At 22.1% G+C, this 24,254-nt stretch carries 32 protein-coding genes and 3 pseudogenes; 10 read left to right on the top strand and 25 right to left on the bottom strand.

What is annotated here, in order from left to right; genetic code table 4:
• Positions 1-108: 108 nt before the first annotated feature.
• The 6 genes and pseudogenes from AAHH39_RS01470 to AAHH39_RS01445 all read right to left on the bottom strand — a co-directional run bounded on the left by AAHH39_RS01470 (position 109) and on the right by AAHH39_RS01445 (position 4,530).
• Entirely contained in the window at positions 109-1,068 is a 960-nt protein-coding gene (locus AAHH39_RS01470; RefSeq protein WP_342217913.1) for a transposase-like zinc-binding domain-containing protein, read from the bottom strand.
• A gap of 75 nt (positions 1,069-1,143) precedes the next feature.
• Entirely contained in the window at positions 1,144-1,857 is a 714-nt protein-coding gene (locus AAHH39_RS01465) for a hypothetical protein (RefSeq protein ID WP_342218592.1), read from the bottom strand.
• 15 nt (positions 1,858-1,872) lie between these two features.
• A pseudogene (locus AAHH39_RS13215) lies at positions 1,873-2,004 on the bottom strand (IS30 family transposase); the annotation flags it as partial.
• Between the two features lie 351 nt (positions 2,005-2,355).
• Positions 2,356-2,571, bottom strand: a complete 216-nt coding sequence (locus AAHH39_RS01455) for a hypothetical protein (RefSeq protein WP_342218590.1) — start codon at positions 2,569-2,571, stop codon at positions 2,356-2,358.
• A gap of 143 nt (positions 2,572-2,714) precedes the next feature.
• Complete coding sequence (locus AAHH39_RS01450) at positions 2,715-3,974, bottom strand: hypothetical protein (protein WP_342218589.1); 1,260 nt, start codon at positions 3,972-3,974, stop codon at positions 2,715-2,717.
• 142 nt (positions 3,975-4,116) lie between these two features.
• Entirely contained in the window at positions 4,117-4,530 is a 414-nt protein-coding gene (locus tag AAHH39_RS01445) for a hypothetical protein (RefSeq protein ID WP_342218468.1), read from the bottom strand.
• Between the two features lie 378 nt (positions 4,531-4,908).
• On the opposite strand from AAHH39_RS01445, the gene AAHH39_RS01440 reads away from it, so the two are divergent.
• The 4 genes and pseudogenes from AAHH39_RS01440 to AAHH39_RS01425 form a co-directional block, all read left to right on the top strand.
• On the top strand, positions 4,909-5,712 hold the full coding sequence (locus AAHH39_RS01440) for a hypothetical protein (protein WP_342218588.1): 804 nt from the start codon (positions 4,909-4,911) through the stop codon (positions 5,710-5,712).
• A 311-nt stretch (positions 5,713-6,023) separates the two neighbouring features.
• Positions 6,024-6,281 carry a hypothetical protein gene (locus AAHH39_RS01435; protein ID WP_342218587.1) on the top strand — a complete coding sequence of 86 codons (258 nt, stop codon included), beginning with the start codon at positions 6,024-6,026 and terminating at the stop codon, positions 6,279-6,281.
• Between the two features lie 151 nt (positions 6,282-6,432).
• Complete coding sequence (locus AAHH39_RS01430) at positions 6,433-6,567, top strand: hypothetical protein (protein ID WP_342218586.1); 135 nt, start codon at positions 6,433-6,435, stop codon at positions 6,565-6,567.
• A gap of 57 nt (positions 6,568-6,624) precedes the next feature.
• Positions 6,625-7,716, top strand: a pseudogene (locus AAHH39_RS01425) (IS256 family transposase); the annotation flags it as partial.
• Positions 7,717-7,758: 42 nt separating this feature from the next.
• On the opposite strand, the gene AAHH39_RS01420 reads toward AAHH39_RS01425, so the two are convergent.
• The gene (locus AAHH39_RS01420) at positions 7,759-8,997 is read right to left on the bottom strand and encodes an IS256 family transposase (protein ID WP_342219293.1); all 1,239 of its coding nucleotides are present in this window, start codon (positions 8,995-8,997) and stop codon (positions 7,759-7,761) included.
• Positions 8,998-9,092: 95 nt separating this feature from the next.
• On the opposite strand from AAHH39_RS01420, the pseudogene AAHH39_RS01415 reads away from it, so the two are divergent.
• A pseudogene (locus AAHH39_RS01415) lies at positions 9,093-9,245 on the top strand (IS256 family transposase); the annotation flags it as partial.
• A 115-nt stretch (positions 9,246-9,360) separates the two neighbouring features.
• On the opposite strand, the gene AAHH39_RS01410 reads toward AAHH39_RS01415, so the two are convergent.
• The 3 genes from AAHH39_RS01410 to AAHH39_RS01400 form a co-directional block, all read right to left on the bottom strand.
• Positions 9,361-10,305 carry an IS30 family transposase gene (locus AAHH39_RS01410; protein ID WP_342217458.1) on the bottom strand — a complete coding sequence of 315 codons (945 nt, stop codon included), beginning with the start codon at positions 10,303-10,305 and terminating at the stop codon, positions 9,361-9,363.
• Positions 10,306-10,378: 73 nt separating this feature from the next.
• Positions 10,379-10,717 carry a hypothetical protein gene (locus tag AAHH39_RS01405; RefSeq protein WP_342218583.1) on the bottom strand — a complete coding sequence of 113 codons (339 nt, stop codon included), beginning with the start codon at positions 10,715-10,717 and terminating at the stop codon, positions 10,379-10,381.
• On the bottom strand, positions 10,717-10,989 hold the full coding sequence (locus AAHH39_RS01400; protein ID WP_342218582.1) for a hypothetical protein: 273 nt from the start codon (positions 10,987-10,989) through the stop codon (positions 10,717-10,719). The genes AAHH39_RS01405 and AAHH39_RS01400 overlap by 1 nt, the downstream gene beginning before the upstream one ends.
• Positions 10,990-11,047: 58 nt before the next feature.
• On the opposite strand from AAHH39_RS01400, the gene AAHH39_RS01395 reads away from it, so the two are divergent.
• Positions 11,048-11,992, top strand: coding sequence for an IS30 family transposase (locus AAHH39_RS01395; protein WP_342217458.1), 945 nt, complete (start codon positions 11,048-11,050; stop codon positions 11,990-11,992).
• Between the two features lie 19 nt (positions 11,993-12,011).
• On the opposite strand, the gene AAHH39_RS01390 is transcribed toward AAHH39_RS01395, so the two are convergent.
• The 11 genes from AAHH39_RS01390 to AAHH39_RS01345 form a co-directional block, all read right to left on the bottom strand.
• Positions 12,012-12,143 (bottom strand): ERF family protein, encoded by a 132-nt coding sequence (locus AAHH39_RS01390; RefSeq protein WP_342218581.1) that lies wholly within the window; start codon positions 12,141-12,143, stop codon positions 12,012-12,014.
• On the bottom strand, positions 12,136-12,321 hold the full coding sequence (locus tag AAHH39_RS01385; protein WP_342217557.1) for a hypothetical protein: 186 nt from the start codon (positions 12,319-12,321) through the stop codon (positions 12,136-12,138). The genes AAHH39_RS01390 and AAHH39_RS01385 overlap by 8 nt, the downstream gene beginning before the upstream one ends.
• A gap of 15 nt (positions 12,322-12,336) precedes the next feature.
• Positions 12,337-12,543 (bottom strand): hypothetical protein, encoded by a 207-nt coding sequence (locus AAHH39_RS01380; protein ID WP_342218580.1) that lies wholly within the window; start codon positions 12,541-12,543, stop codon positions 12,337-12,339.
• 165 nt (positions 12,544-12,708) lie between these two features.
• Positions 12,709-12,900: a hypothetical protein gene (locus tag AAHH39_RS01375; protein ID WP_342218579.1), complete on the bottom strand. Its 192-nt coding sequence runs from the start codon at positions 12,898-12,900 to the stop codon at positions 12,709-12,711.
• Positions 12,890-13,027: a hypothetical protein gene (locus tag AAHH39_RS01370; RefSeq protein ID WP_342218578.1), complete on the bottom strand. Its 138-nt coding sequence runs from the start codon at positions 13,025-13,027 to the stop codon at positions 12,890-12,892. The genes AAHH39_RS01375 and AAHH39_RS01370 overlap by 11 nt, the downstream gene beginning before the upstream one ends.
• Before the next feature lie 17 nt (positions 13,028-13,044).
• Positions 13,045-13,200 (bottom strand): hypothetical protein, encoded by a 156-nt coding sequence (locus tag AAHH39_RS01365; RefSeq protein WP_342218577.1) that lies wholly within the window; start codon positions 13,198-13,200, stop codon positions 13,045-13,047.
• 130 nt (positions 13,201-13,330) lie between these two features.
• Positions 13,331-13,819, bottom strand: coding sequence for a hypothetical protein (locus AAHH39_RS01360; RefSeq protein WP_342218576.1), 489 nt, complete (start codon positions 13,817-13,819; stop codon positions 13,331-13,333).
• A 419-nt stretch (positions 13,820-14,238) separates the two neighbouring features.
• A complete protein-coding gene (locus AAHH39_RS01355) occupies positions 14,239-14,430 on the bottom strand; it encodes a hypothetical protein (protein WP_342218575.1) in 192 nt (63 codons plus the stop codon).
• Between the two features lie 223 nt (positions 14,431-14,653).
• The gene (locus AAHH39_RS01350) at positions 14,654-16,273 is read right to left on the bottom strand and encodes a lysine--tRNA ligase (RefSeq protein ID WP_342218574.1); all 1,620 of its coding nucleotides are present in this window, start codon (positions 16,271-16,273) and stop codon (positions 14,654-14,656) included.
• Between the two features lie 239 nt (positions 16,274-16,512).
• The gene (locus AAHH39_RS13210; RefSeq protein WP_425288915.1) at positions 16,513-16,674 is read right to left on the bottom strand and encodes a hypothetical protein; all 162 of its coding nucleotides are present in this window, start codon (positions 16,672-16,674) and stop codon (positions 16,513-16,515) included.
• Between the two features lie 28 nt (positions 16,675-16,702).
• Positions 16,703-17,038, bottom strand: a complete 336-nt coding sequence (locus tag AAHH39_RS01345) for a GNAT family N-acetyltransferase (protein WP_342218573.1) — start codon at positions 17,036-17,038, stop codon at positions 16,703-16,705.
• Positions 17,039-17,359: 321 nt separating this feature from the next.
• On the opposite strand from AAHH39_RS01345, the gene AAHH39_RS01340 reads away from it, so the two are divergent.
• Both AAHH39_RS01340 and AAHH39_RS01335 read left to right on the top strand, forming a co-directional pair.
• Complete coding sequence (locus tag AAHH39_RS01340; RefSeq protein ID WP_342218383.1) at positions 17,360-17,635, top strand: transposase; 276 nt, start codon at positions 17,360-17,362, stop codon at positions 17,633-17,635.
• Complete coding sequence (locus AAHH39_RS01335; RefSeq protein ID WP_342219304.1) at positions 17,628-18,056, top strand: transposase; 429 nt, start codon at positions 17,628-17,630, stop codon at positions 18,054-18,056. The genes AAHH39_RS01340 and AAHH39_RS01335 overlap by 8 nt, the downstream gene beginning before the upstream one ends.
• A 182-nt stretch (positions 18,057-18,238) precedes the next feature.
• On the opposite strand, the gene AAHH39_RS01330 is transcribed toward AAHH39_RS01335, so the two are convergent.
• Positions 18,239-19,357 (bottom strand): Mbov_0401 family ICE element transposase-like protein, encoded by a 1,119-nt coding sequence (locus tag AAHH39_RS01330; protein WP_342218572.1) that lies wholly within the window; start codon positions 19,355-19,357, stop codon positions 18,239-18,241.
• A 309-nt stretch (positions 19,358-19,666) separates the two neighbouring features.
• Here AAHH39_RS01330 and AAHH39_RS01325 point away from each other — a divergent pair, with 309 nt between their 5' ends.
• Together AAHH39_RS01325 and AAHH39_RS01320 are read left to right on the top strand one after the other, a co-directional pair.
• Positions 19,667-19,918, top strand: coding sequence for a hypothetical protein (locus AAHH39_RS01325; RefSeq protein ID WP_342218571.1), 252 nt, complete (start codon positions 19,667-19,669; stop codon positions 19,916-19,918).
• Between the two features lie 17 nt (positions 19,919-19,935).
• A complete protein-coding gene (locus tag AAHH39_RS01320) occupies positions 19,936-20,097 on the top strand; it encodes a hypothetical protein (RefSeq protein ID WP_342218570.1) in 162 nt (53 codons plus the stop codon).
• 115 nt (positions 20,098-20,212) lie between these two features.
• Here AAHH39_RS01320 and AAHH39_RS01315 read toward each other — a convergent pair whose 3' ends face one another.
• Genes AAHH39_RS01315 through AAHH39_RS01305 form a run of 3 tightly spaced genes read right to left on the bottom strand, consistent with a single transcriptional unit; the run spans position 20,213 to position 23,442 of the window.
• The gene (locus tag AAHH39_RS01315; protein ID WP_342218569.1) at positions 20,213-21,085 is read right to left on the bottom strand and encodes a hypothetical protein; all 873 of its coding nucleotides are present in this window, start codon (positions 21,083-21,085) and stop codon (positions 20,213-20,215) included.
• The gene (locus tag AAHH39_RS01310) at positions 21,060-22,250 is read right to left on the bottom strand and encodes a hypothetical protein (protein ID WP_342218568.1); all 1,191 of its coding nucleotides are present in this window, start codon (positions 22,248-22,250) and stop codon (positions 21,060-21,062) included. The genes AAHH39_RS01315 and AAHH39_RS01310 overlap by 26 nt, the downstream gene beginning before the upstream one ends.
• A complete protein-coding gene (locus tag AAHH39_RS01305) occupies positions 22,192-23,442 on the bottom strand; it encodes a hypothetical protein (RefSeq protein WP_342218567.1) in 1,251 nt (416 codons plus the stop codon). Before AAHH39_RS01305 ends, AAHH39_RS01310 begins: the two co-directional genes overlap by 59 nt.
• Between the last annotated feature and the right edge of the window lie 812 nt (positions 23,443-24,254).

The following is a 24,254-nucleotide window of genomic DNA, read 5'->3' as shown; positions in this document are numbered from 1 at the left end:
ATATACTAGCAAAATTCTTTTAATTTTGTAGAAAAGTAGTGGTAAAATAAAAAAAGTCATCAACTTGACTTAAAATTTGATTTTATTAAATTTTGGGATTTATTTTTTTTACAAACTGAAATATAACACATTGGATTTTTGATAAGGGGTTAATCCGTAGTGTTGATATTTTCATTTCCATAAATTGAGGTAATTTTGAATATTGGTAAATCCAATGCCATGGTAATGAGTAATAAATTCTTTTAAACTTGATTGTATTTTACTGACATTACTTAATTTTTTATAATTTAATTCTTTATTTTCTTTTGATTTAAACTGCTGGATAGTGGATTTAGTTTGTTTAGCTACTGTATCATATAATACTTGCATATCACAAACTATAATTGAATTTTCTTCGATAAGTTTCGATGTTAAGTTTTCTTGTACTCATTTTTTATTTAATCTTTTAGTATTTGTTGTTTGAGCATAGATATTTCGGTTTTCATCAATTGCCATTTGAATACAACAATTTAAATCTTTAGCATTTTCTTCAATTCATTGTTTTCTTGGATCATTTGGATCTTTAAAGTTTCCTTTATGAATTTCTTTGATAAAAGTTTCGTCAATTTCAATTCTAGCTTTTAATTTTACAAATTGATTTTGTGTTTTTACTAATTGTGTTGATTTCATAAATTTTTGACGATTAAATCAGGCAGTTTTATTTGTAGTATTAATAAATTGAGAAATAATGTAAGCAGATTGACCTAAAGTAGCTATTTGTATCAATAAATCTCATTGATCATGAGATAAATGACTTCAATAAAAATAATGATTTTTAAAAGCATGAAAAGTAATATTACAACTTTTACATTTATATCTTTGCTTATAATCTTTACTACCATATTTAGTACACAAAAAAGAACTACAATCTGGACATTGAATCCCTTTCTCTTTGAATTTTTGTTCGACTGCTTCAAATTTTTCTTTTTTCTCAATTTGTTTAATTCTAGTTTTATTTTCTCTAAAAATCTCAATAAAATCTTTATCAGACAAATTATTTAAAATTTCTTTTACTGTATTTTTATTCATTTAAAATCACCTCTTTAATATTAAAAATACCATATAAAATATATTTTTGCTAATTTTACTAATACCACTACTTTTCTACAAAATTAAAGCAAAATTCTTAATTGCTCAAGGTTTTATTGAAACTTCTCATTTATTAATGATTAAAATTGGCATTGTTTTACCAATAATTTCAATACTACTATTACAAAAAGAAAATTTAACTGAATAATTTTTCAAAATTTCAAAATCAGTAAATGCTATCATTCCATCAAATTTATTTTTTCCAAAATTTGCTTCAACAAATGTTACTTCATAAAAAATTTTATCTTTTACAAAAAATGGTTTTATTTTTTTTATATAAAAACGTTTATCAAATCTAATTTTTAAATTATTTAATTTAGATTGCAAAATTTTTTCAGATATTTTTTCATAATACTCTTTAGAAGCAGTTTCTTTATTAATGGGAAACTTATTTAGATTATGAAGAACATTAATATTATAAGTTTGTTTTAAAAATTTTTTTATTTTAATCAAAAATTCATAATATTTCAACATCAATCTCTCTGAATTTTCTTCACCAACATTATAATGAGAAACTGAAATTTGTACATAATCATGAAATTGTCTTAAAAATTTTAATTTTCCTATGGATTTTATATACTTAATAGCGCAAGTTATATCATTATATTCCATTGGATTTATAGATACTTGTTTTTCAACAGAATATACTTTCAAAAATACAGCTTCAATAAAATTACGAAGACTAGCTAGAATATTTTCCTTTAATTTTGTAGAAAAGTAATGATACATGATAAAGTGTTATTTTTAGAGAATTTTTACACTAAATAATGTTACTTTTAACAAATTTTTAATTAAAAATAATATTTTAAGTGTAAATTGATGAATAATTTTTGGTCATCCATACTTTTCTACATAATTAAAAATATTTTCTGATGAAAAACCTCTTTCTGGATTTGATTTATCAATATTTTTACAAATTAAATTATTTATTTGTTGAATATAATCGTCTATTATCATTTTTTCTTTTCCCTTTAATTTTGATTTTGAAAGATAAAACACTTGCAAGTGTTTTTATCGATGTTTAAGAATATGAATATAAAAAACCATTCATATTCTTAAATTCAACGTTTTATATTTGTTTAAACACTATATTATTATACATTGTTCCATGTTGTTTAAAAATAAGTATATGAAGAACTCATTGCAGAAATAATGTAAAATTATAGTAAGAAAACACAAAATTGTTAAGTAAACTGCACAATTGTGCAGTTTTGAAGTATTTAATATTTACATTTTTTGTGACTTACTACTAGAGCTTTGATTTTTACTTGTTGAAGCTTCATTGTTTATTTTTGATTTATCTTTTTCAAATCTAAGAGCATTAGCAACTCTTTCTCGTCTTTCTCTTTCGTTTTTTTCTCCTCAAGCTTTGTTTGTTTCTCTAGCTTCTTTGTTATGTTTATCTTTATCCGCTTGGCTTCATTCATTACATGATCTTCACATATTTTTCTCCTTTATTATTTTTATTGAATATTTTTTTATACACTTAAAATATTCAATAAAAGTATATATTTTTAAAACTAAAAATGTGTAAAAAATTAGTAAAAAATCACTATTTTGAAAAATAGTGATTTAGATGTTATTAATTATGTTGTTAATAAGCATTTTACTTTATTTCAGTTATGATTTGAAGTTGTTGATGGTAGTTGTTCTTGTTGGTTTACTGTATTGCGTATAGATGAATCAAAATTTTGATTATTTACTGATTCAATATTTGAATTTTGATTAATTGTTTCACTACTTATTAATTGGTCTGGATTTTTCTCTTTTCTATTATCCAATTCTTGTTTTAAAATATCATATTGTGTTTCTAATTTAATTTCTGTTTTATTACTGGTAAGATTTTTAATTATTGATTCGCGTTCTTTTTTAAGTTTTTCTTTTTGTTCTTTATTTTTAAAATATTTATTTGAAAATCATGATCAAACTTTTTTTGCAGTTGATGAAAAAAATTCTACCCCTCCTCTAAGGGCTGTAGCAATACCACCAATTACAAGGCTTATTATTAATAATGGTGGATGAATAAGATTAATAGCCACTACACCTAGGGGTATTATTAACCAAGTAATTATTCATGTAACTATTTCACTTTTATTTGGTTTTAATTTGAAACCTTGTTGTTGTTTTAAAAAGTCTTTAATTGGTACAAATTGAAAATTATTAATGTTATGGGTTGAAATGTCATTAATTAGTAAAATATCTTTTTTATAATCATTGATATTTTTATAATTCTTTATTTGTTTAACAACTTGTATATCACCATTTGTAAGGTGTTGAAAATATATTACCTCTTCATTAATTGAATTATCAATATGTTGAATGGTCGTTATAAAATAAACTTTGTTATTAATTGGTAAAATTTCTTCGTAAATTTTTTCAATTCTTGTCTTTTTTCTTTGTTTTTCATCATAAATTGTTACAGCATTATATTTAAACTTATTGAAATTCACATTGATTTGTTTTGATTGTTTTAATTCTTCAATTTGCTTTTTAAGTTGTTCAATTTCTTTGTCTTTTTCTTGAATTGTTCTTTGAGCTTGTATTAGTTGTTCTGCATTTGGTGTTGCTCAATTTAAGTAATTAGTTAGTTTTGTTCATGTATCAACATTTGTTTTTTGCATATTTTGGTTATCTATTAAACTAATACCAATTGGTTCTAAATTTTTTATATTATTTTCTAAGGAATCATCATTAAGTTGTTGATTATTATCAATCCTATATGTTTTTCCTCCATGTCTCTTGTTTTTGATTTCTTTCACAAAAATGTTTTCTTGTTTTAAAATATCTTCTATGGATTTATTTTCTAATAGAAAATTATATGTTTGTGATTTAGTTTTGTCAGTCATGTTAATATCTCCTTTTAAATATTAAAACCCATTTACTTTTAAAATAAAGTAATGGGTTAAAACTTATATATTGGATAACAGCTATATGTTATCAAATTTTGTGTATTTTACAATTAGTTAAGTTTTAACCAAAATTTAACTATTAATTGTCTATATTAATATTAAATATTTGGGTTTTGAAAGTTGCTAGTTTTCAGTTGTAAATTTTGATTTGTTCATCAACGAATTTTTTCATGCTTTCATTTGGAACTAAAAGTAAAACTTCGCATCCGTTTTTACAATAATGTCGTAATCCATCAAACTTTTGTCTCATTCGTTGTTTAGTTTTTCTAGTTCTTTCAAATTCAATAATCATGATTTTATTTTCATAGTGAACTAATAAGTCAGGATATCCTTTTTCTCGATAACTTTCTGCTTTTAGTTCTTTTTCTGTTTGATATGAAATAATGTCATTTTGTTGAGATAGTCATTTGATGAGTAAATCTTGATGAACTAACTCGTTGTAGTTAATTCTTTTAATTATGTAGAAAAGTATGGATGACCAAAAATTATTCATCAATTTACACTTAAAATATTATTTTTAATTAAAAATTTGTTAAAAGTAACATTATTTAGTGTAAAAATTCTCTAAAAATAACACTTTATCATGTATCATTACTTTTCTACAAAATTAAAGGAAAATATTCTTTTAATTATGTAGAAAAGTATGGATGACCAAAAATTATTCATCAATTTACACTTAAAATATTATTTTTAATTAAAAATTTGTTAAAAGTAACATTATTTAGTGTAAAAATTCTCTAAAAATAACACTTTATCATGTATCATTACTTTTCTACAAAATTAAAGAAATATTCTAGCTAGTCTTCGTAATTTTATTGAAGCTGTATTTTTGAAAGTATATTCTGTTGAAAAACAAGTATCTATAAATCCAATGGAATATAATGATATAACTTGCGCTATTAAGTATATAAAATCCATAGGAAAATTAAAATTTTTAAGACAATTTCATGATTATGTACAAATTTCAGTTTCTCATTATAATGTTGGTGAAGAAAATTCAGAGAGATTGATGTTGAAATATTATGAATTTTTGATTAAAATAAAAAAATTTTTAAAACAAACTTATAATATTAATGTTCTTCATAATCTAAATAAGTTTCCCATTAATAAAGAAACTGCTTCTAAAGAGTATTATGAAAAAATATCTGAAAAAATTTTGCAATCTAAATTAAATAATTTAAAAATTAGATTTGATAAACGTTTTTATATAAAAAAAATAAAACCATTTTTTGTAAAAGATAAAATTTTTTATGAAGTAACATTTGTTGAAGCAAATTTTGGAAAAAATAAATTTGATGGAATGATAGCATTTACTGATTTTGAAATTTTAAAAAATTATTCAGTTAAATTTTCTTTTTGTAATAGTAGTATTGAAATTATTGGTAAAACAATGCCAATTTTAATCATTAATAAATGAGAAGTTTCAATAAAACCTTGAGCAATTAAGAATTTTGCTAGTATATTAGGCAAAGAAATAAAATTAACTACAAATAGTAAAGAATATTGAAAAATAATGCAATTTTTAACTAAAACAGGATTTGATTTTTTAGATATTATTAATTTAGAATATAATTATTATGAAAAATATAAAGATGAAATTTTAAAAAATGTTAAAAAAGATGAAATTAAAATTTTTAAAATTTTAGATTATTGCTTTAATTTTGTAGAAAAGTAATGATACATGATAAAGTGTTATTTTTAGAGAATTTTTACACTAAATAATGTTACTTTTAACAAATTTTTAATTAAAAATAATATTTTAAGTGTAAATTGATGAATAATTTTTGGTCATCCATACTTTTCTACATAATTAAAAAAAATTCTAATTTGTAAACAACACAGAACAATTGTATAATAATCATGTTTATATAGAGTTTAAACAAAGATAATTCGTTTGAATTTAAGAATATGAATACGAAAAAACCATTCATATTCTTAAACAACGCTAAAAACAATAAATATGGACAATTTAAAGGGGTGATAAATGTGAACCATAATTTTTCTGAAAAAAATATCATTTTATTAGAAAATATAATATTAAAAATTATTGGTTATGGAGTTGGTGGTGTTTTGTGTTTACTTGGAATTATTACTATGGCAACTCACGTATATTTAAAATTACCCTATCCAGATTGATTGATTATTGGTTTAGTTTCTACAATAATTGGATTTATTTTAGTTATGACTCATACAATTTTTAATTTTGTTATTAAATTAATAAAAATTAAAATAATAAGAAAATAAGGAGAACACAAAAAGTGAAAAAAATCTTAAATTTAATAACAATTTCAACTTTAACTACAATTATTCCAAATCCTTTGTTTTCTAAGAACCTGTTTAGAATCTTTTCGAAAATAATGTAAAATGATTATATATTTTAAAATAAGAGGTATATATGCATAAAAATTATCCAAGTCATGTCACCAAAGAACAATTTGAGAACATAAAATCAATTTTAGAAAATAGCAAAAAGAAAACAAAACCAAGAAGTTTGGCAATGTTTAGTAATCTGTGTAACTTACAAAAATAACTATGTTTAATTAATTCTAGTAAATATAATTAAATGACTAGAAAGAGTGAGTTACAGATGGCTAAAAAACAAAATATTAATAATAATGATCCAATATCAAAAGCAGTAGATTTATTATTAGAAAATACTGAAGATTTAACAACAGTTTTTAAAGAAGGGGGTTTATATAAAGAATTAACAAAACGTTTAGTTGAAAAAATGTTGAATTCTGAAATGCAAAATTATTTAGGATATGAAAAAAATCAACATAGTAATACTGAAAATGCTCGTAATGGTACAAGTTCAAAAAAATTAATAACTCAACAAGGTAAAATTGAGATTGATGTACCAAGAGATCGCAATAGTGATTTTACTCCTGTAATAGTTGCAAAAAGACAGCGAAGATTTGATGGTTTTGATCAACAAGTGCTTTCACTATATGCAAAAGGTATGACTCTATCTGACATTAGAATGCAGTTACAAGAGTTATATCATGGTGCTGATATTAGTGAAAGTGTTATTAGTCAAATTACTGATGATGTTATTGATGATGTCAAAGCATGACAAAATCGACCATTAGAAAGCATTTATCCGATTGTTTATTTTGATTGTATAGTAGTTAAAGTTCGACAAGATAAACGGATTATTAATAAATCAGTTTATATAGCATTAGGAGTTGATTTAGAAGGTAAAAAAGATGTTTTAGGCTTATGAATTAGTGAAAATGAAGGTGCTAAATTTTGATTAGCTAATTTCACAGAAATGAAAAATCGAGGCTTAAATGATATTTTGATTGCTTGTAGTGATAATTTAACAGGCATGTCAGAAGCAATACAAGCAGTTTATCCTAAAACAGAACATCAATTATGCATTGTTCATCAAATTCGAAATAGTTTAAAATATGTTTCATACAAACATCGAAAAACTCTAGTTACAGATTTAAAACCAATTTATAGTGCATGTAGTGAAGAACAAGCAATGCAAGCTTTAGAATCATTTGAAAGTAAATGAAATAAACAATATCCCCAAATTGCTAAATCTTGATATAAAAATTGAGAAAATTTGATGATTTTTATTAGTTATCCTGCAGAAATCAAAAGAGTAATTTATACAACAAATGCTATTGAATCTGTTAATAGTCAATTACGAAAAGTTATTAGAAACAAAAAAGGAGGCTTTTTAGAAATCTGTGTATCTTTGTTTTACAAAGTACTAGTTCAGATTAATTCTGTCTTCAAATTTTATCATAAAATGAGCAATTGCTGTATTTCAATTTTGAATAGGCAATGTTCATTTTTTTGTTATATTTTCAATTGCTAAATAAAATATTTTAAAAACTGACATATCATTAGGAAAAGCTTTTTTGTTTCTAATAACTTTTCGTAATTGACTATTAACAGATTCAATAGCATTTGTTGTATAAATTACTCTTTTGATTTCTGCAGGATAACTAATAAAAATCATCAAATTTTCTCAATTTTTATATCAAGATTTAGCAATTTGGGGATATTGTTTATTTCATTTACTTTCAAATGATTCTAAAGCTTGCATTGCTTGTTCTTCACTACATGCACTATAAATTGGTTTTAAATCTGTAACTAGAGTTTTTCGATGTTTGTATGAAACATATTTTAAACTATTTCGAATTTGATGAACAATGCATAATTGATGTTCTGTTTTAGGATAAACTGCTTGTATTGCTTCTGACATGCCTGTTAAATTATCACTACAAGCAATCAAAATATCATTTAAGCCTCGATTTTTCATTTCTGTGAAATTAGCTAATCAAAATTTAGCACCTTCATTTTCACTAATTCATAAGCCTAAAACATCTTTTTTACCTTCTAAATCAACTCCTAATGCTATATAAACTGATTTATTAATAATCCGTTTATCTTGTCGAACTTTAACTACTATACAATCAAAATAAACAATCGGATAAACGCTTTCTAATGGTCGATTTTGTCATGCTTTGACATCATCAATAACATCATCAGTAATTTGACTAATAACACTTTCACTAATATCAGCACCATGATATAACTCTTGTAACTGCATTCTAATGTCAGATAGAGTCATACCTTTTGCATATAGTGAAAGCACTTGTTGATCAAAACCATCAAATCTTCGCTGTCTTTTTGCAACTATTACAGGAGTAAAATCACTATTGCGATCTCTTGGTACATCAATCTCAATTTTACCTTGTTGAGTTATTAATTTTTTTGAACTTGTACCATTACGAGCATTTTCAGTATTACTATGTTGATTTTTTTCATATCCTAAATAATTTTGCATTTCAGAATTCAACATTTTTTCAACTAAACGTTTTGTTAATTCTTTATATAAACCCCCTTCTTTAAAAACTGTTGTTAAATCTTCAGTATTTTCTAATAATAAATCTACTGCTTTTGATATTGGATCATTATTATTAATATTTTGTTTTTTAGCCATCTGTAACTCACTCTTTCTAGTCATTTAATTATATTTACTAGAATTAATTAAACATAGTTATTTTTGTAAGTTACACAGATTACTAAACATTGCCCAAAAAAGCTTTTCCTAATGATATGTCAGTTTTTAAAATATTTTATTTAGCAATTGAAAATATAACAAAAAAATGAACATTGCCTATTCAAAATTGAAATACAGCAATTGCTCATTTTATGATAAAATTTGAAGACAGAATTAATCTGAACTAGTACTTTGTAAAACAAAGATACACAGATTTCTAAAAGCCTCAGAAGTTTAGATTTATATGAAGTATTTTGTGCAATTTTATATGTCCTGAATTGTAAATATAAATGGGACAGTTTTTTAAAATAATTGTATTAAATCTATTGGTCTTTTATAAGATAGTGATTTTCTGGGTGTAGAATTAATTTGAAATGCTATAGTATTTAAATCTTTTTGTTTATATGAAGATAGATCTGTAGATTTTGGTAAATATCTTCTTAAAATACCATTATTATTTTCATTTAAACCTCTTTGACAAGGTTTACCAGGATCTGCAAAATAAATCTTAACATTACAATTTTTTTCGATTAATTTTCATTTACTAAATTCTTTACCACGATCAAAAGTAATAGTTTTAACTGTTCCTTTTTGTAACTTTGAAATAAATTTTATTATACTTTTTGTAATATTTTCTGATTTATTATTTTTAGTTGCTAAAGGAATTGTGGTTTTTGATCATATATCAGCTAAAGTAATAATAGAACTTTTATGATCTTTACCAATGATAGTATCACCCTCTAAATGACCAAATTCTTCTATATTTTTAATATTAGGAATGATTAAATTTCTTTCATGAATAGACTTACAATTATTAATTCTGCCCCTAGTTTCTTTTTGTTTGTGAGGTTTATTTTTTCCTTTTCTCAATAAGTTATTTTCATCAAAACCCATTCGATTTGTTTTAAACATGTTATATAAAGTTTTTGTTGAAATACTTTTTATTTTATTTTCCTTTAAAAAATTAGCAATTATATCAAGAGCATAATTTTTAGTAATTAACAAATGATTAATAGTATTAATTTCTATTAAAGTTAAAATTATTAATTTTCTACCTGCATTTTGTTTATTTTTTTGAATTTTATTCAATATTTCTAATGGTAATAAGTTTTGATTTAATAATCTACAAACTCTATGTACAGTTGATTTACTATAATCAATGGCTTTTGCTATTTTACGAATCGAAAATCCATAACTTTTATATTCTTTTATTGCTATTATTGATTCAATAGTCAGATACTTATACATTGTGCTAATTCCTTTCTTTTCTTAATTATAGAATTAACACAATTTAATTTTTATATAAGTGTCCTTTTTAATTTTACAATTCAGGATTTTTTAATTTTTTAAATCTTTCTTTAATTTCACTTAATTTATCAAATAAATTATCTAAATAATTTTTACCCATTAATATTAAAAAATCTTTATTATTATTTGGATTTAATCTTTCCATATCTTCTCTTATACATTCATCAAATAAAACTGTATTTGTAATCATATATTTTTCAAAATAATCTAATTGTTTTTCACTTGGTTCTCATTTTTCATTTTGTATTTTGATATTATTAATATAATTATTTTGTTGTTTATTATTATTTTGAATTACATTAACATTATCATTATCTGGGTCAAGTTCATCTTCACTTAATAATAAATTCATTAAAAATATCTATAAGCATAAGTTTCTGCACTACCTTTTGCTTTTGCTACATCTGTATTTTTAGCACAAGCTAATATATCAAAATATTTACTTTCTTTATCATTATCTAAATCAATAATTGTATATCTTTTAAAATAAGTTATTTCTACTTCATTTTTATCTAAATAATTAATTTTTCTATCAGTTGTTAATATATCTTCATGTGTAATAACAATATTAAATTCTTTACATAATAATTTAAATTTCCTGAATTGTAAAATTAAAAAGGACACTTATATAAAAATTAAATTGTGTTAATTCTATAATTAAGAAAAGAAAGGAATTAGCACAATGTATAAGTATCTGACTATTGAATCAATAATAGCAATAAAAGAATATAAAAGTTATGGATTTTCGATTCGTAAAATAGCAAAAGCCATTGATTATAGTAAATCAACTGTACATAGAGTTTGTAGATTATTAAATCAAAACTTATTACCATTAGAAATATTGAATAAAATTCAAAAAAATAAACAAAATGCAGGTAGAAAATTAATAATTTTAACTTTAATAGAAATTAATACTATTAATCATTTGTTAATTACTAAAAATTATGCTCTTGATATAATTGCTAATTTTTTAAAGGAAAATAAAATAAAAAGTATTTCAACAAAAACTTTATATAACATGTTTAAAACAAATCGAATGGGTTTTGATGAAAATAACTTATTGAGAAAAGGAAAAAATAAACCTCACAAACAAAAAGAAACTAGGGGCAGAATTAATAATTGTAAGTCTATTCATGAAAGAAATTTAATCATTCCTAATATTAAAAATATAGAAGAATTTGGTCATTTAGAGGGTGATACTATCATTGGTAAAGATCATAAAAGTTCTATTATTACTTTAGCTGATATATGATCAAAAACCACAATTCCTTTAGCAACTAAAAATAATAAATCAGAAAATATTACAAAAAGTATAATAAAATTTATTTCAAAGTTACAAAAAGGAACAGTTAAAACTATTACTTTTGATCGTGGTAAAGAATTTAGTAAATGAAAATTAATCGAAAAAAATTGTAATGTTAAGATTTATTTTGCAGATCCTGGTAAACCTTGTCAAAGAGGTTTAAATGAAAATAATAATGGTATTTTAAGAAGATATTTACCAAAATCTACAGATCTATCTTCATATAAACAAAAAGATTTAAATACTATAGCATTTCAAATTAATTCTACACCCAGAAAATCACTATCTTATAAAAGACCAATAGATTTAATACAATTATTTTAAAAAACTGTCCCATTTATATTTACAATTCAGGTTTATTAAAAATATCACTTAATAATCAATATTTATAATTACCAAATTTATTAAAACCATTTTTAGGTGTATTACCAATTTCTAATTGTAATTTAAGTATTTTTTTATATAAATTATTCATTTTTATCACTCTTTCTATTTATTGCATTTTTAATTAAATCTCTTACAAAATCATTCATAGTTATATTTCTTTCATAACAATATGTTTTTAATTCATAATGGTCATTTTTAGTAAGACGAATTTTTAAATTTTTAATTAATAATTTATCTTGATGTTTTTTAAGTGCTGCTGCTACCATTTATATTCATCTCCTTTAACTTTTAATAATTCTTTTATAATCAATAATTACTTGTTCTAATTGATTTACATTTTTATAATTAAAATAATCACAATTAATTTTTAAATCACCATCATTATCAATTTCAATTTCTAAATCTTCATATTTACTATTAAATTCTTCTTGTAATTCTTCAAATTTTTCTATTAATTTCATTGCATTTTGTAATTCTAATTGATTCATTTTTTACACTCCTTTAAAATTTTCTTTTAATTATGTAGAAAAGTATGGATGACCAAAAATTATTCATCAATTTACACTTAAAATATTATTTTTAATTAAAAATTTGTTAAAAGTAACATTATTTAGTGTAAAAATTCTCTAAAAATAACACTTTATCATGTATCATTACTTTTCTACAAAATTAAAGAAATTTTCTAATTGTAATTCATTAATATAATATTCATATAAGTAATCTCAATTCTCACTTGTTAAATACATATCTTCTTCAATCATTTCATTAATACATTTATTACAATAATAACTATTATCTAATTCACTAATTCAAATATATTTTTCATTATGAATATTATATTTCATTTTTTTCACCTATTAATTTATAAAAACATTTATTACAAGTTCTATTTGCAAATGATGAATTTTTATTACATATATCACATGAACCAAATATTTTATATATTCTTTTATCTTCTTTTAAATTAAGCATTTATATTACTCCTTTAATTAAGAATATTTACTTACAGTAATTAATAAAATTATTAATCCAATTAAAATTGAAATTAAAGTAATAATTATTTTTATTTTTAATCACTTTTTTTGATGTTCTTTTACTATTTTTATTTTTTGTTCTATTAATTCTTTCTTTTCTTTTTCTTCCATTTTTAATCCCTTTCTATAATTTTTAATATTTCTTGTATTTCAATATATTTTTTATTTTTAAGTAATTTTTCATTACATAATTTTTTAATTAATTCTATTTTTTCAAAACTAAGTAACATATTAATTTCCTTTAATACTTTAAATAAAATATTTTTTCATTATGAGTATTTATATCTTTCATTGGTGTAACAATATAATTTATTGGTTTATCATTATCTTTATATGGATTATTTATTTTAAAACTTTTCATATCTTGTTCTCATGTAATGTTATATTTAAAACATTCTTGATTTTTATCATTTGTAAAAATATAATAACCATTATATTGTTCATAAAATGTACAAGATATTAAATCATTTTCAGTAGTAGTAATATCTGGAATATTTTTAATATATTTTAAAATATCACTACCTTTAATACTTTCAATATCTTTTGTAATTGATTTTTTACCTAATTTATAATTAAAATCTTCAATTATTTTTAATGTTATTTTTTTATTATTTTTATTAATAGTAGTATCTTTAATAGGAAATCATGTTTCATATTCACCAATTTCTAATAACATACCTTTAGTTGTTTCTCTAACTTTATTTTTAATATCTAAATTAACATTAATCATTATGAATCCTTTCTACTTCTACGTATAAGCCTTATCACCTACAGTGATAAAAGGCTTATATACTACTAACTAAATACTTACCTACTTACTATACGTAAGGCTTATGCTACTGTAAGTAGCAAAGCCTTGGAGGGTAGGGGTTCTAGGGGAAGGGAACCAAAATTTCTGAAATTTTCAAAGAGCATGACAAAAATTACTATTGGTTAATTCCAGCACAATAGCCTACATAATTTTTTATTTACTTATGGAATAATTAATTACTTTAATAAACTGCTGGTTTAATAAAATAATTAATTATAATTGTTCAACAATTAAAAATGAGAGTTTTATCTCTCATTTATATTTTTATTAAATCGTATCCAAGTTTGCAATGCGCCCAAATAATTCATTTGGAAATAAGTTACTAATATGATAATTAATTATTTCGTAACTTTGACAACCGCCCATGTACTTGGGTTTTCAAAATCAGTATCTTCTGAATTAGAAAAAAAATTATCTTTTTCATTGTATTCTTTAAAAAAATTCTTAAAAGTTTCAACAACTTCGTCTAAATTTTCATCAGTTAAAGGATAATTTCTAAATTTTTTTATTAATTCATTAAATCAAGGCATAAATCTTATTCTCCTAAATTTTATTTATAAAATAAAAAAACCAATTGTTTTTAAATAAAACAATGGGTTTGAAAACTTATATTTTTCAATCTTTTATGTTAATAACAATAAAACGCTCCTTATTCTAAAGAACTATCTTGATTATAACTAAGTAATTTATCTTTTTTTAAAAAAAAGATAAATTACTATTATATGTTTATATAATAAAAATTTATCACAAAAATTATTTTTCAGTTCTAGGTTTCATATGCGGAAATAATAATACATCTTTAATACTATTTTGGCCAGTTATTAACATAACCAAACGATCAATACCAATTCCCAATCCACCTGTTGGTGGCATACCATACTCCAATGCTTCAACAAAGTCTAAATCCATAGTTGCTGCTTCATCATTACCACTATTTTTTTCTTTTACTTGCTCTTCAAAACGATTATATTGTTGCAAAGAATCATTTAGTTCCGAATAAGCATTTGCATATTCTCTACCAGCAATAAATAATTCAAAACGATCAGTAAACTCTTTACTATTTTTATTTAATTTAGCAAGTGGTGAAATTTCAATTGGATAATCAAAAATAAAAGTAGGTTGAATTAAAGTTTCTTCAACAAAAGATTCAAAAAATAAATTAATAATATAACCAGTACTATTATAATGATCTGGAATATGAAGTTTATAACTTTTTGCAAGTTTTAATATAAGTTTAAATGTTTTATTTTTTTCAATATTTCTAATATTATCATCTTCAATATTATGATATTTTAAAATCATATCACTAATTTCTTGGAAAATTTTAGTAAACTCTTCATCTTTGATCATAGCTTTTTTAATTGAATCAATCATACTAATTTTTGTTCATGATTTTTCAAAATTTAATATATTTTCATCATATTCTAATGTTAATTTATTATGCACTGTATTAATTAAATGTTTTATACAAGACTCTGTTAAATCCATCATATATTTCATATCTTGATAGGCAACATAAATTTCAATAGTTGTAAATTCTGGATTATGTTTTTTACTCATACCTTCATTACGAAATAATCTACCAATTTCATAAACTTTTTCAAAGCCACCAACTATTAATCTTTTTAAATGTAATTCAGTAGCAATCCGTAAATATAAATCGGTTTTTAATGTATTATGATGAGTAATAAAAGGTTTAGCGGCAGCACCACCATATACTTCTTGTAAAATAGGTGTTTCAACTTCTAAATAACCTTTATTATTTAAAAAACTTCTTAATTCATTAATAATTTGTGTACGTTGTAAAAATGTTTTTTTAGTTTCTTGATTCATAATTAAATCTACATATCTTCGTCGATAACGTTCTTCAATATCTGTTAAACCATGAAATTTATCTGGTAAAGGTCTAAGTGCTTTTGATAACATTACAATATCATATACTTGAACTGTTAGTTCCCCTTTATTGGTTTTCATAACCTTACCTTTAATACCAAAAAAATCACCTAAATCTGCATATTCTGCAAATCATTCAAATTTTTTTTGATTAACATATTCTGGTTTTAAATAAATTTGAAATTTACCTGTTTGATCTTGCAAATGAGCAAAGATTGAACCCTTTCCCATTTCTCTTTTTGTCATTAATCTACCTGCCATTTTAATTTGATCATTAGGTAAATTAGCAACAAATTTTGCTAACTCTTCTTTATTTTTATTTCTAAATTTGCTATTTAAAGTTTCACAATTATAATTTCTTTCTCAATTACGTCCATAAATATCATAATTTTGTTTATATAAATCTTGTATTTTTTGATATCTTAATGCTTCTTGCTCTGTCAAAATACGTCCATTAATTTCAAGTTTAGTTTCTTTCATTGTTTTCATCCTTTGTATTTAAAATAAGTATTTAAAATAAAAAAATTAAATTAAATAAGATTGTTTAGGTTTATACATAATGATATCAATTTTCAATACCAAATTCTACTGTCAACAATTAATTTTAAATTTTATAATAAAACCCTTATATTTAAATAAGGGTTAAAGTTTAATTTAAATATTTCTACTAATAGATATCTATAAAAATTAGAGACAATTTATTAAACATTTTTTACTTTCTAAATATTAATTTTGTATAAAACATGTTTTGCTAAAATATCACTTTTATTTATTTTTGAATGATAAAATTCTTTTATTTTTTTCATACCTATTCGTTTCATTACATTTTCTGATTTAATATTTAATATACTAGTAAAACTATAAATTTCAGTGAATTTTAAATTGTTTTTTGCATATTTTAAACATTCTTTAGCTGCTTCTGTTGCTATTCCTTGACCTCAAACACTTTTTTAAAGGCCAACCAATTTCAATACATGGTCTAAAATCATCAATAAAATCAACTTCGCTAAAGCCAATAAAACCAATAAATTTATTGTCTTTTTTAAATTCAACAGCATAAAAACCAAATCCATTATTATTTAAATTATTTTTAATTTTCGAAAAATATTTTTCTGTATCATCTTTTGATAATGTACTAGGAAAATATTTCATGACATCTTTATCAGAATTTAATAAAACAAGTTCATCTAAATCACTATCTTTTCACTGTCTAATTTTTAATCTAGGGGTTTCAAAAAATATCATATTTTTACTCCTTTGTTAGACCCGTAAAATATTCGGTTGGTATAAAATTTCCAAAAACTAAGAAAAAGATAGATATAAAATTCTATCTTTTTTAATTAGGTTAAAATTGTCGTTAACCTTGCTTAGTTTAAGAAAATAATAGCAAAACCAACCAAATAAAACTCTCCTACTTGGAATGTCGTAAAACCAAGAAAGTGAGGATAAACAATATAGGGGTGGCCGTACCGCTACGACATAATGGAGGCAATTCTTTTAGAACCTGTTTAGAATCTTTTCGAAAATAATGTAAAATGATTATATATTTTAAAATAAGAGGTATATATGCATAAAAATTATCCAAGTCATGTCACCAAAGAACAATTTGAGAACATAAAATCAATTTTAGAAAATAGCAAAAAGAAAACAAAACCAAGAAGTTTAGATTTATATGAAGTATTTTGTGCAATTTTATATGTATTAAAAAGTGGTTGTCAATGAAGAATGCTACCAAAAAATTTTCCAAAATGACAAACTGTATATTATTATTTTCAAATTTGAAGTAAAAATAATGGTAAAGAACCTAGTGTATTGCAATTAATTTTAAAAAAAATTAGTTAAAAAAGTTCGTATCAATAATAATCGCAAAGAACAAACTAGTTTTTGTATAATTGATTCGCAAAGTGTTAAAAATACAGATACTACTGAAAATAAAGGTTATGATGCTGGTAAAAAGATTTCAGGCATAAAACGTCATATTGTTGTTGATTCTCAAGGTTTACCACATGCAATTTACATAACCACAGCAGAAAAAACAGATCGTAATAGCGCTATAATAATGATTGAAAATGAAAAAGAAAATCTTTCTGCAGTTCAAAAAATAATAGTAGATGCTGGTTATACTGGTGAAAAATTTGCTTCTGAAATCAAAACAATCATAAATGCAAATGTTGAAGTGATAAAACGTAATGAATTACATACTTGGGACAGTAACAAAAACGGAGGATATAATTACTTTTTAAACATTTCTTTTAAATTATAGACAAGAAATAATTGTAATTATATGCAATTGTAAGTAAATATTACTACTAAATTAAATTAATTTCAATTAAAATACAAATATTAAAAAATCAATAAGAAAATTTAATATAAATACACAATAAAAATTCTTATTAACTTTTAATTAATAAGTTTTTAATATTTTAATAAAAATAAAAATTTTGATTATGTTTTAGAATTCACAAGATTACACTTAAAAATAACCATTTTAATATAAATATCTATGCTATATGTTCTATTACCAAGCATTTCTTTTAAAATATATCAAATATTACTTTCAGCAAAAGTACCAATATTTCATTTTGCACCTTGATTTTCAATTCCTTGTTTATTATTTTTAAAATATTGTTTTTTTAATTTTTTATGATTTTTTAATATTTCATTCATATACTTTATTAATTCATCATATTGACCATTTTCAATAAAGTTTCTACAAGTATTATATTCTTCAAAATATTTTCCTTTGTTTCCAGCAATAATTCCTACATACAACTTTTTAACTAAATGGAATTTATCTAAAACAAATTGTGCATCTAAATAATTAGCAACATCTTTAATTCATTCTGCACTATCTCCACAAATAATGATTTTTGCTTGGTCAAAATTTTCAAAAAATCTATTTCCTTGTTCTAAAATAAATTCAGCAGTTTTTTGAACTCCAATTTTAGTTTTTGTTGGTCTTATTATTACATCTACTCTTTTATTAACTAATTTATGATTAACATTATCTGTACAAAATAACACTAAACGCATTGAATATTTACCAGAATTTCGTTTAAATTTTCAAAACTTTCGATGTCCATCATCAATACTAATATAAATAAATTGATTTGGTTCTAATTTTATTTTAGGAACATCTAATTTACTAACTTGATATTCTTGAAATAATCTACTAATACTTGTTGTGCTAAATTTTGTTTGTTTCATAGTATGTAAAATGTCAATATACCTTTTTCCATCTGCAAAATGTTCAATAACATTATTTTTGATATCTTGACAAGTCCTTTTGTATTTAGGTAATTGCAATTTTTCATCTAATAAACAAATAGGAACTCATTTTTTTAATTGTTCATCATAATATTTATAATCACGACATTTATAAGTAACAAGACCATTAATAGTATTTCTAGTTCTTGTTTTAATTTTAACGGGGATATATTTTCTATCTCTTTCTTTTAAGATTCTTCAATCTGTTTTTTCTCATTGATTTTTTACATCATCTTTAAATGATTGATACATTCTTTTTGTTGCTTCTTTTAAAGTTCATAAATAATTAAAACTCATATTTTTTCTCCTAACTTTTTTTAAATTTTAAATTTATTGTAAATATATTTAAAAAATTAATTTACTTTTTTATTATAAACATATATAAGTGTAATTTAAAATTAAATCAAAACTTTTTAAAAAACGACTTTCATATTTAAAATATAATAAACAATTTCAATATAATTAATAGTATAGGTATCATAAAATAAACGCCTTTAATTTAGGTTTTATTTTGCATTTATAAGCATACTTGTAAAAATAATCAAAAATAGTACAATTTAGAAGTAAAATTAAGGAAAAAGGAGAGTTTATGAAAAAAATAATTAAATGTTTTATAAAAAATGTCAGAATGACATAATATCTGTTACTAATGAGCCTACTGTTTTTTGTAGTGAACATGATATTAAGTTTTCAAATTTTCTTAATGACCAATTAATTTCAGATGAAATAGTAGAAGAATGAAAAGAAAATCCTGAATTATATGAACAGTTTATTGATGTAGTAACAATACAATTTATTTATCAAGAAAATGAAAAAAATAAAAAGTATAATTCCAAAAAAAAGTTAAATAAATTTTAAAAAAGGAGAAATTTATTATGAAAACATGAATAAAAACAAATTTTCAAAAAATAGCATTATCATTTGCTGTAATAACTGGTGTTACCGGTTTAATATTAGGAATAGTTTCATATAATAAAACTAATCAATTAACATATTTTTTTGATTATGACCATGAAGCGCACTGGGGGGGGCAATAATTTGAGCAAGACCAGTAAATAATAAACATAAAATTACTCTTTACTGAGCATCAAATAAATTAACTGATGACGCAGTAAAATGAGATGGTATTTATCCAGATGGATATTTTGATAATTAAATCTCTAAATTTATATAAGAAATATTTTCATTATATTTATCAAATAAATTAATATTTTTTAATTTTATTTCTTGTTTATCTGTTACTAAAATTAAATCATAATTACCAGCACCAAATACTCCGCTAACTTCAATCCGATTTAAATTGTTAATCGGATTTTCAATTTGTAATTCAAAATCATTATTATTATCAATTTGTGAAATTTCTTTATAAAATTCTAATTTAGAAAATAATTGATATTTATTTGAACCATATAAATTTAAAAAACTTTCTAATTTATTTTTATCAATTACTAATCGTGTAAAATATTTACCATACTCACCATTACCTAATGTTCAATCTGCCGGAATTAATGATGGTATATTATTGCTTTCTAATTCATTAGTTATGGATAGTCAGTTAAATTGATTATCATCTAATTTCAATAATTCATTTTGACTAATGTCATTGTTTTTTAGTTTAATATTATTGATATCTGTAAAATCAAAATATGCAGATTTTAGTACTACTTTTATATCTTTAAATTCTCAAACATTATCGGGTGTAGAATGTATAGGATTTGATTTTAATTCAAAATAATAAGGCAATAATAATTTATAGTCATCGTTTAAACCATTATTAATAGACATGGTTGAATAAATATTTTTTGATAGCATTATAACTATTTGTTTTAATATTTTAACTTGTGGTAAATTTGTATAGTTAGGATAATCTAATTCTCATTGTTTAAATAAATTAGTAATAACTTCATTTGGTTTTTGTCCCTCAAACTTAGCACGCATTTTATCTAAATCATTCATTTCTTTTAAAACATTACTTAACGATGCACCATCAAAGTTTCTGTTATAAGTATATGTATAAGTTAGCATATTTAATAATACTTTTTTGTAAACTATCAACTGTTGGTGCATCTTGTATTTCAACTTCAATATCATCAAATTTATTATTAGTTGCAACATATTGAAAAAATTGACTTTCACCCGCAAAATCTCAAACTTCTTTATCTTTTAATTCTTTTTGTTTCTTTAATGGTCATTTACCATCATAAATAGTACCAAATTCATATCCTAATCAAGCATGTGTAACTCTTGCGTTTTTAATAACTTCTCTTCTTGTTTCAGTTCCAGTACTAATTTTAATCAAATCTAAAACTGATTTTTCTTGTCCAATAAATTGTTTTGATAAATTTCAAGGTAATATTTGTTCACTAAATCATTGCTCTAATATTCTAACTTTTGGTTGAGTTTCAATAGGCATTGATAATAGCGGAAATGCTATCTTATCTTTAACAAATAACTTTGGGTATACTTCCATATTGTCAACTTCACCAAGTACCTTTATATTGCCAAAAATCATGCTTCTAGGGGCTTTAATTTTTAAACCAATAACTTTTGTATCTTTATCTAATGGTTTTTGTAGTTTAATAATAATGGGATAACCATCTCGTGTTTTAAAATCTTTAATTTTAATAATAGTAATACTTTTAGTACTTCTTGTTTTTGGATTTTGATAAGGTTGTGAATAATTATTAATAATATATAAATTATCAATATTATTTTCAGTTAATTGTTCATTAATAGAAACAGCATATAACTTAAATTGATTTAATAAATTTATTTCTTGAAATATTAAATTTTTAATATCAGTCATACTATATTCAATAGTATTATCATTAATATTAGTACTTGCTCTTTGATTTAATTGCATAGTAAAATCTGATGTTTCAACAGCAGTAGTTTTTAATATTTTTTCAATATCAATAAAACCAATTTTAATGGTATTTGCTGAAAATCTTAAATTATTATTTTCATTATTTTTAAATAAACGTTCAATTTCATAAATATAAATTGTTCTTTTTTTAAATTCATCGTATGCTCTATTAATATCAGGGTCACTAGTAGCACCCATCATATTTGTAAAGTCATAAGGAATATTATCTATTAAATAATCATTTTCTACATCTGCTTGATTAAGTTTAGTTTGCTTTTGTTTCTGTGGAAACTTGGTTTGTGGTTTGTTGTCTTGGTTGTCCATTGTTTTCTCCTATTAATTGGTTATTTTCGGGATTAAATAATTTTAATTTAACTGTTAAATTATTAATTTCTTGTTCATCATTAATATTAAATGTTTTACTATTTAATAAATCTTTATCTACGCTTACTAATATTTGAATAAATTTAAGAATATCAATATTAAATTGTCATAATTTTTGTTCAATATAATTAATGGTTGAAATATTAACTGCTGTACTTTCGGGAACTGATTGTTGTGCAGATTTCTTTTGACTTGGTATATGAATACCACAACGTTTAAATATTTCATTAACATTTCAATCATATATATCAGTTAAATTTTTACCTTTAAAATTACTATTTGTCATATTGATATTTTCGTTTTGTTCATTATTATCTCCACCACTTTTAAATATGTAGTTTTTAGTAACCAATATTCTTACTGCTTCTTCTAATGTTGATTGAACATTACCATAAGTTTGACTAAATATAAATTTAGGTGAGTTTAAAATAGTATCTAAAACAATTTGTTCATAAATAACATCTAATGCTTTAATTTTATCCATTACTTTATCACAATCTGCTAACTCATTGGCTTTATTTCGCATGATTGCTATGGGTATATAGTTAATATTTAATGTTTGTTCTTGTGATAAATTAGGATTATTAATATATTTTTTAAAATCTAATGGAAATTGTTTTTTATTATCATTAATACTATAAATTGCACGATTAATAGTTACTTGTTTATTATTTAATGTATAAACTTCAAATAATCTTACAGTTTGAGAATTTTGTTCATAATTATCATAAAAAATAGTACATTGAATTAATTTACCAGTAATATCATAAACTCTTTGTTGAATATCTATTACTTGAAAATATAAATTATCATTAGCAATATAAATTAAATAACCACTAATTCCTAATTTACTTAATTTAAAAATAGAATTTCAATTTTTTCTATAAAATTCTTGTTGAATTAAATATTGTTTAATAGTTTCATTATTAATATCTAATGGAGCATTATATAGATTAGCATTATTTTCTGCTACAAAATCAGTAAAATAAGTTTCATGATTAAAATCATTAAAACCAAAATAATTTAAAATAGAAGCATGTGTACTTTTATTTTTATTAGTTAAAAATTTTAATTTTTCATTTTGATTATCATTAATATTTGTTTTATCTTTTCTTTTAAATAAACTTAGCATAATACTCACCACCTTTCTAAAAGATTTGATTAATTTTTAATACAATTTTTACTATAATAAATATAATTAAACCAGCAGTTGCTGATGATAGAATTACTCCAATTAAACCTAAAATAATTTTTATAATTTTAAAAAACATAATCTTATTCCTATAATTCTTCTAATTTTCATACATTACCTTTTAAATTACCTTTTCCAGTATAAATAGTAATCCATTTTGCATGTTGAACTGATAAAATTACTATATTAGCACTATCATTAAAGGTTTGTATTGGTACACCAGCAATTTTGTTATCCGTTATAATAAATTCTTGAATAGTATAAACTGGATTATATATACTTCAAGAATAATAAACTCTATAATGTTTATTAACTATAAAATCATAAGTAATTTGTCAATTATCTCATTTATTTTTTTCTCTTGTTCCTACATCTTTTCATTGTTGATTATTTGGACTTGGTGTTGGATTATCTGGTAATTCAATATCTCAACAATTTTCTTCAACTTCATTTGTTTCTAAACTTTTTGAATTAATTTTTATTTTTGGTGTAACATCAACTTTAATTGTATTTTGTAATTCTTCTAATGAAAGAATAGCACCATAATTAATATCTCCACCTTTTAAATATAAACTACAATTAAAACTACTTTCTCTAACAGTTAAAGTTAATATTACATCTTCATCTTTAATTTTAAATTTTGCAAGTAAATAATCTCCACCTAAATAATTACCAGTTTTAAATTCTACTTTATGCTTTATATTTGCTTGATTTACTGGTAATTCATCTAATGTTATAATTACTCTATATAC

It is taken from the genome of Spiroplasma endosymbiont of Amphimallon solstitiale (assembly GCF_964030965.1).
Classification (GTDB): Bacteria; Bacillota_I; Bacilli_A; order Mycoplasmatales; family VBWQ01; genus Spiroplasma_E.
Note: the sequence above shows the minus strand (reverse complement) of the source record. Positions and strands in the feature narration are given on the sequence as shown.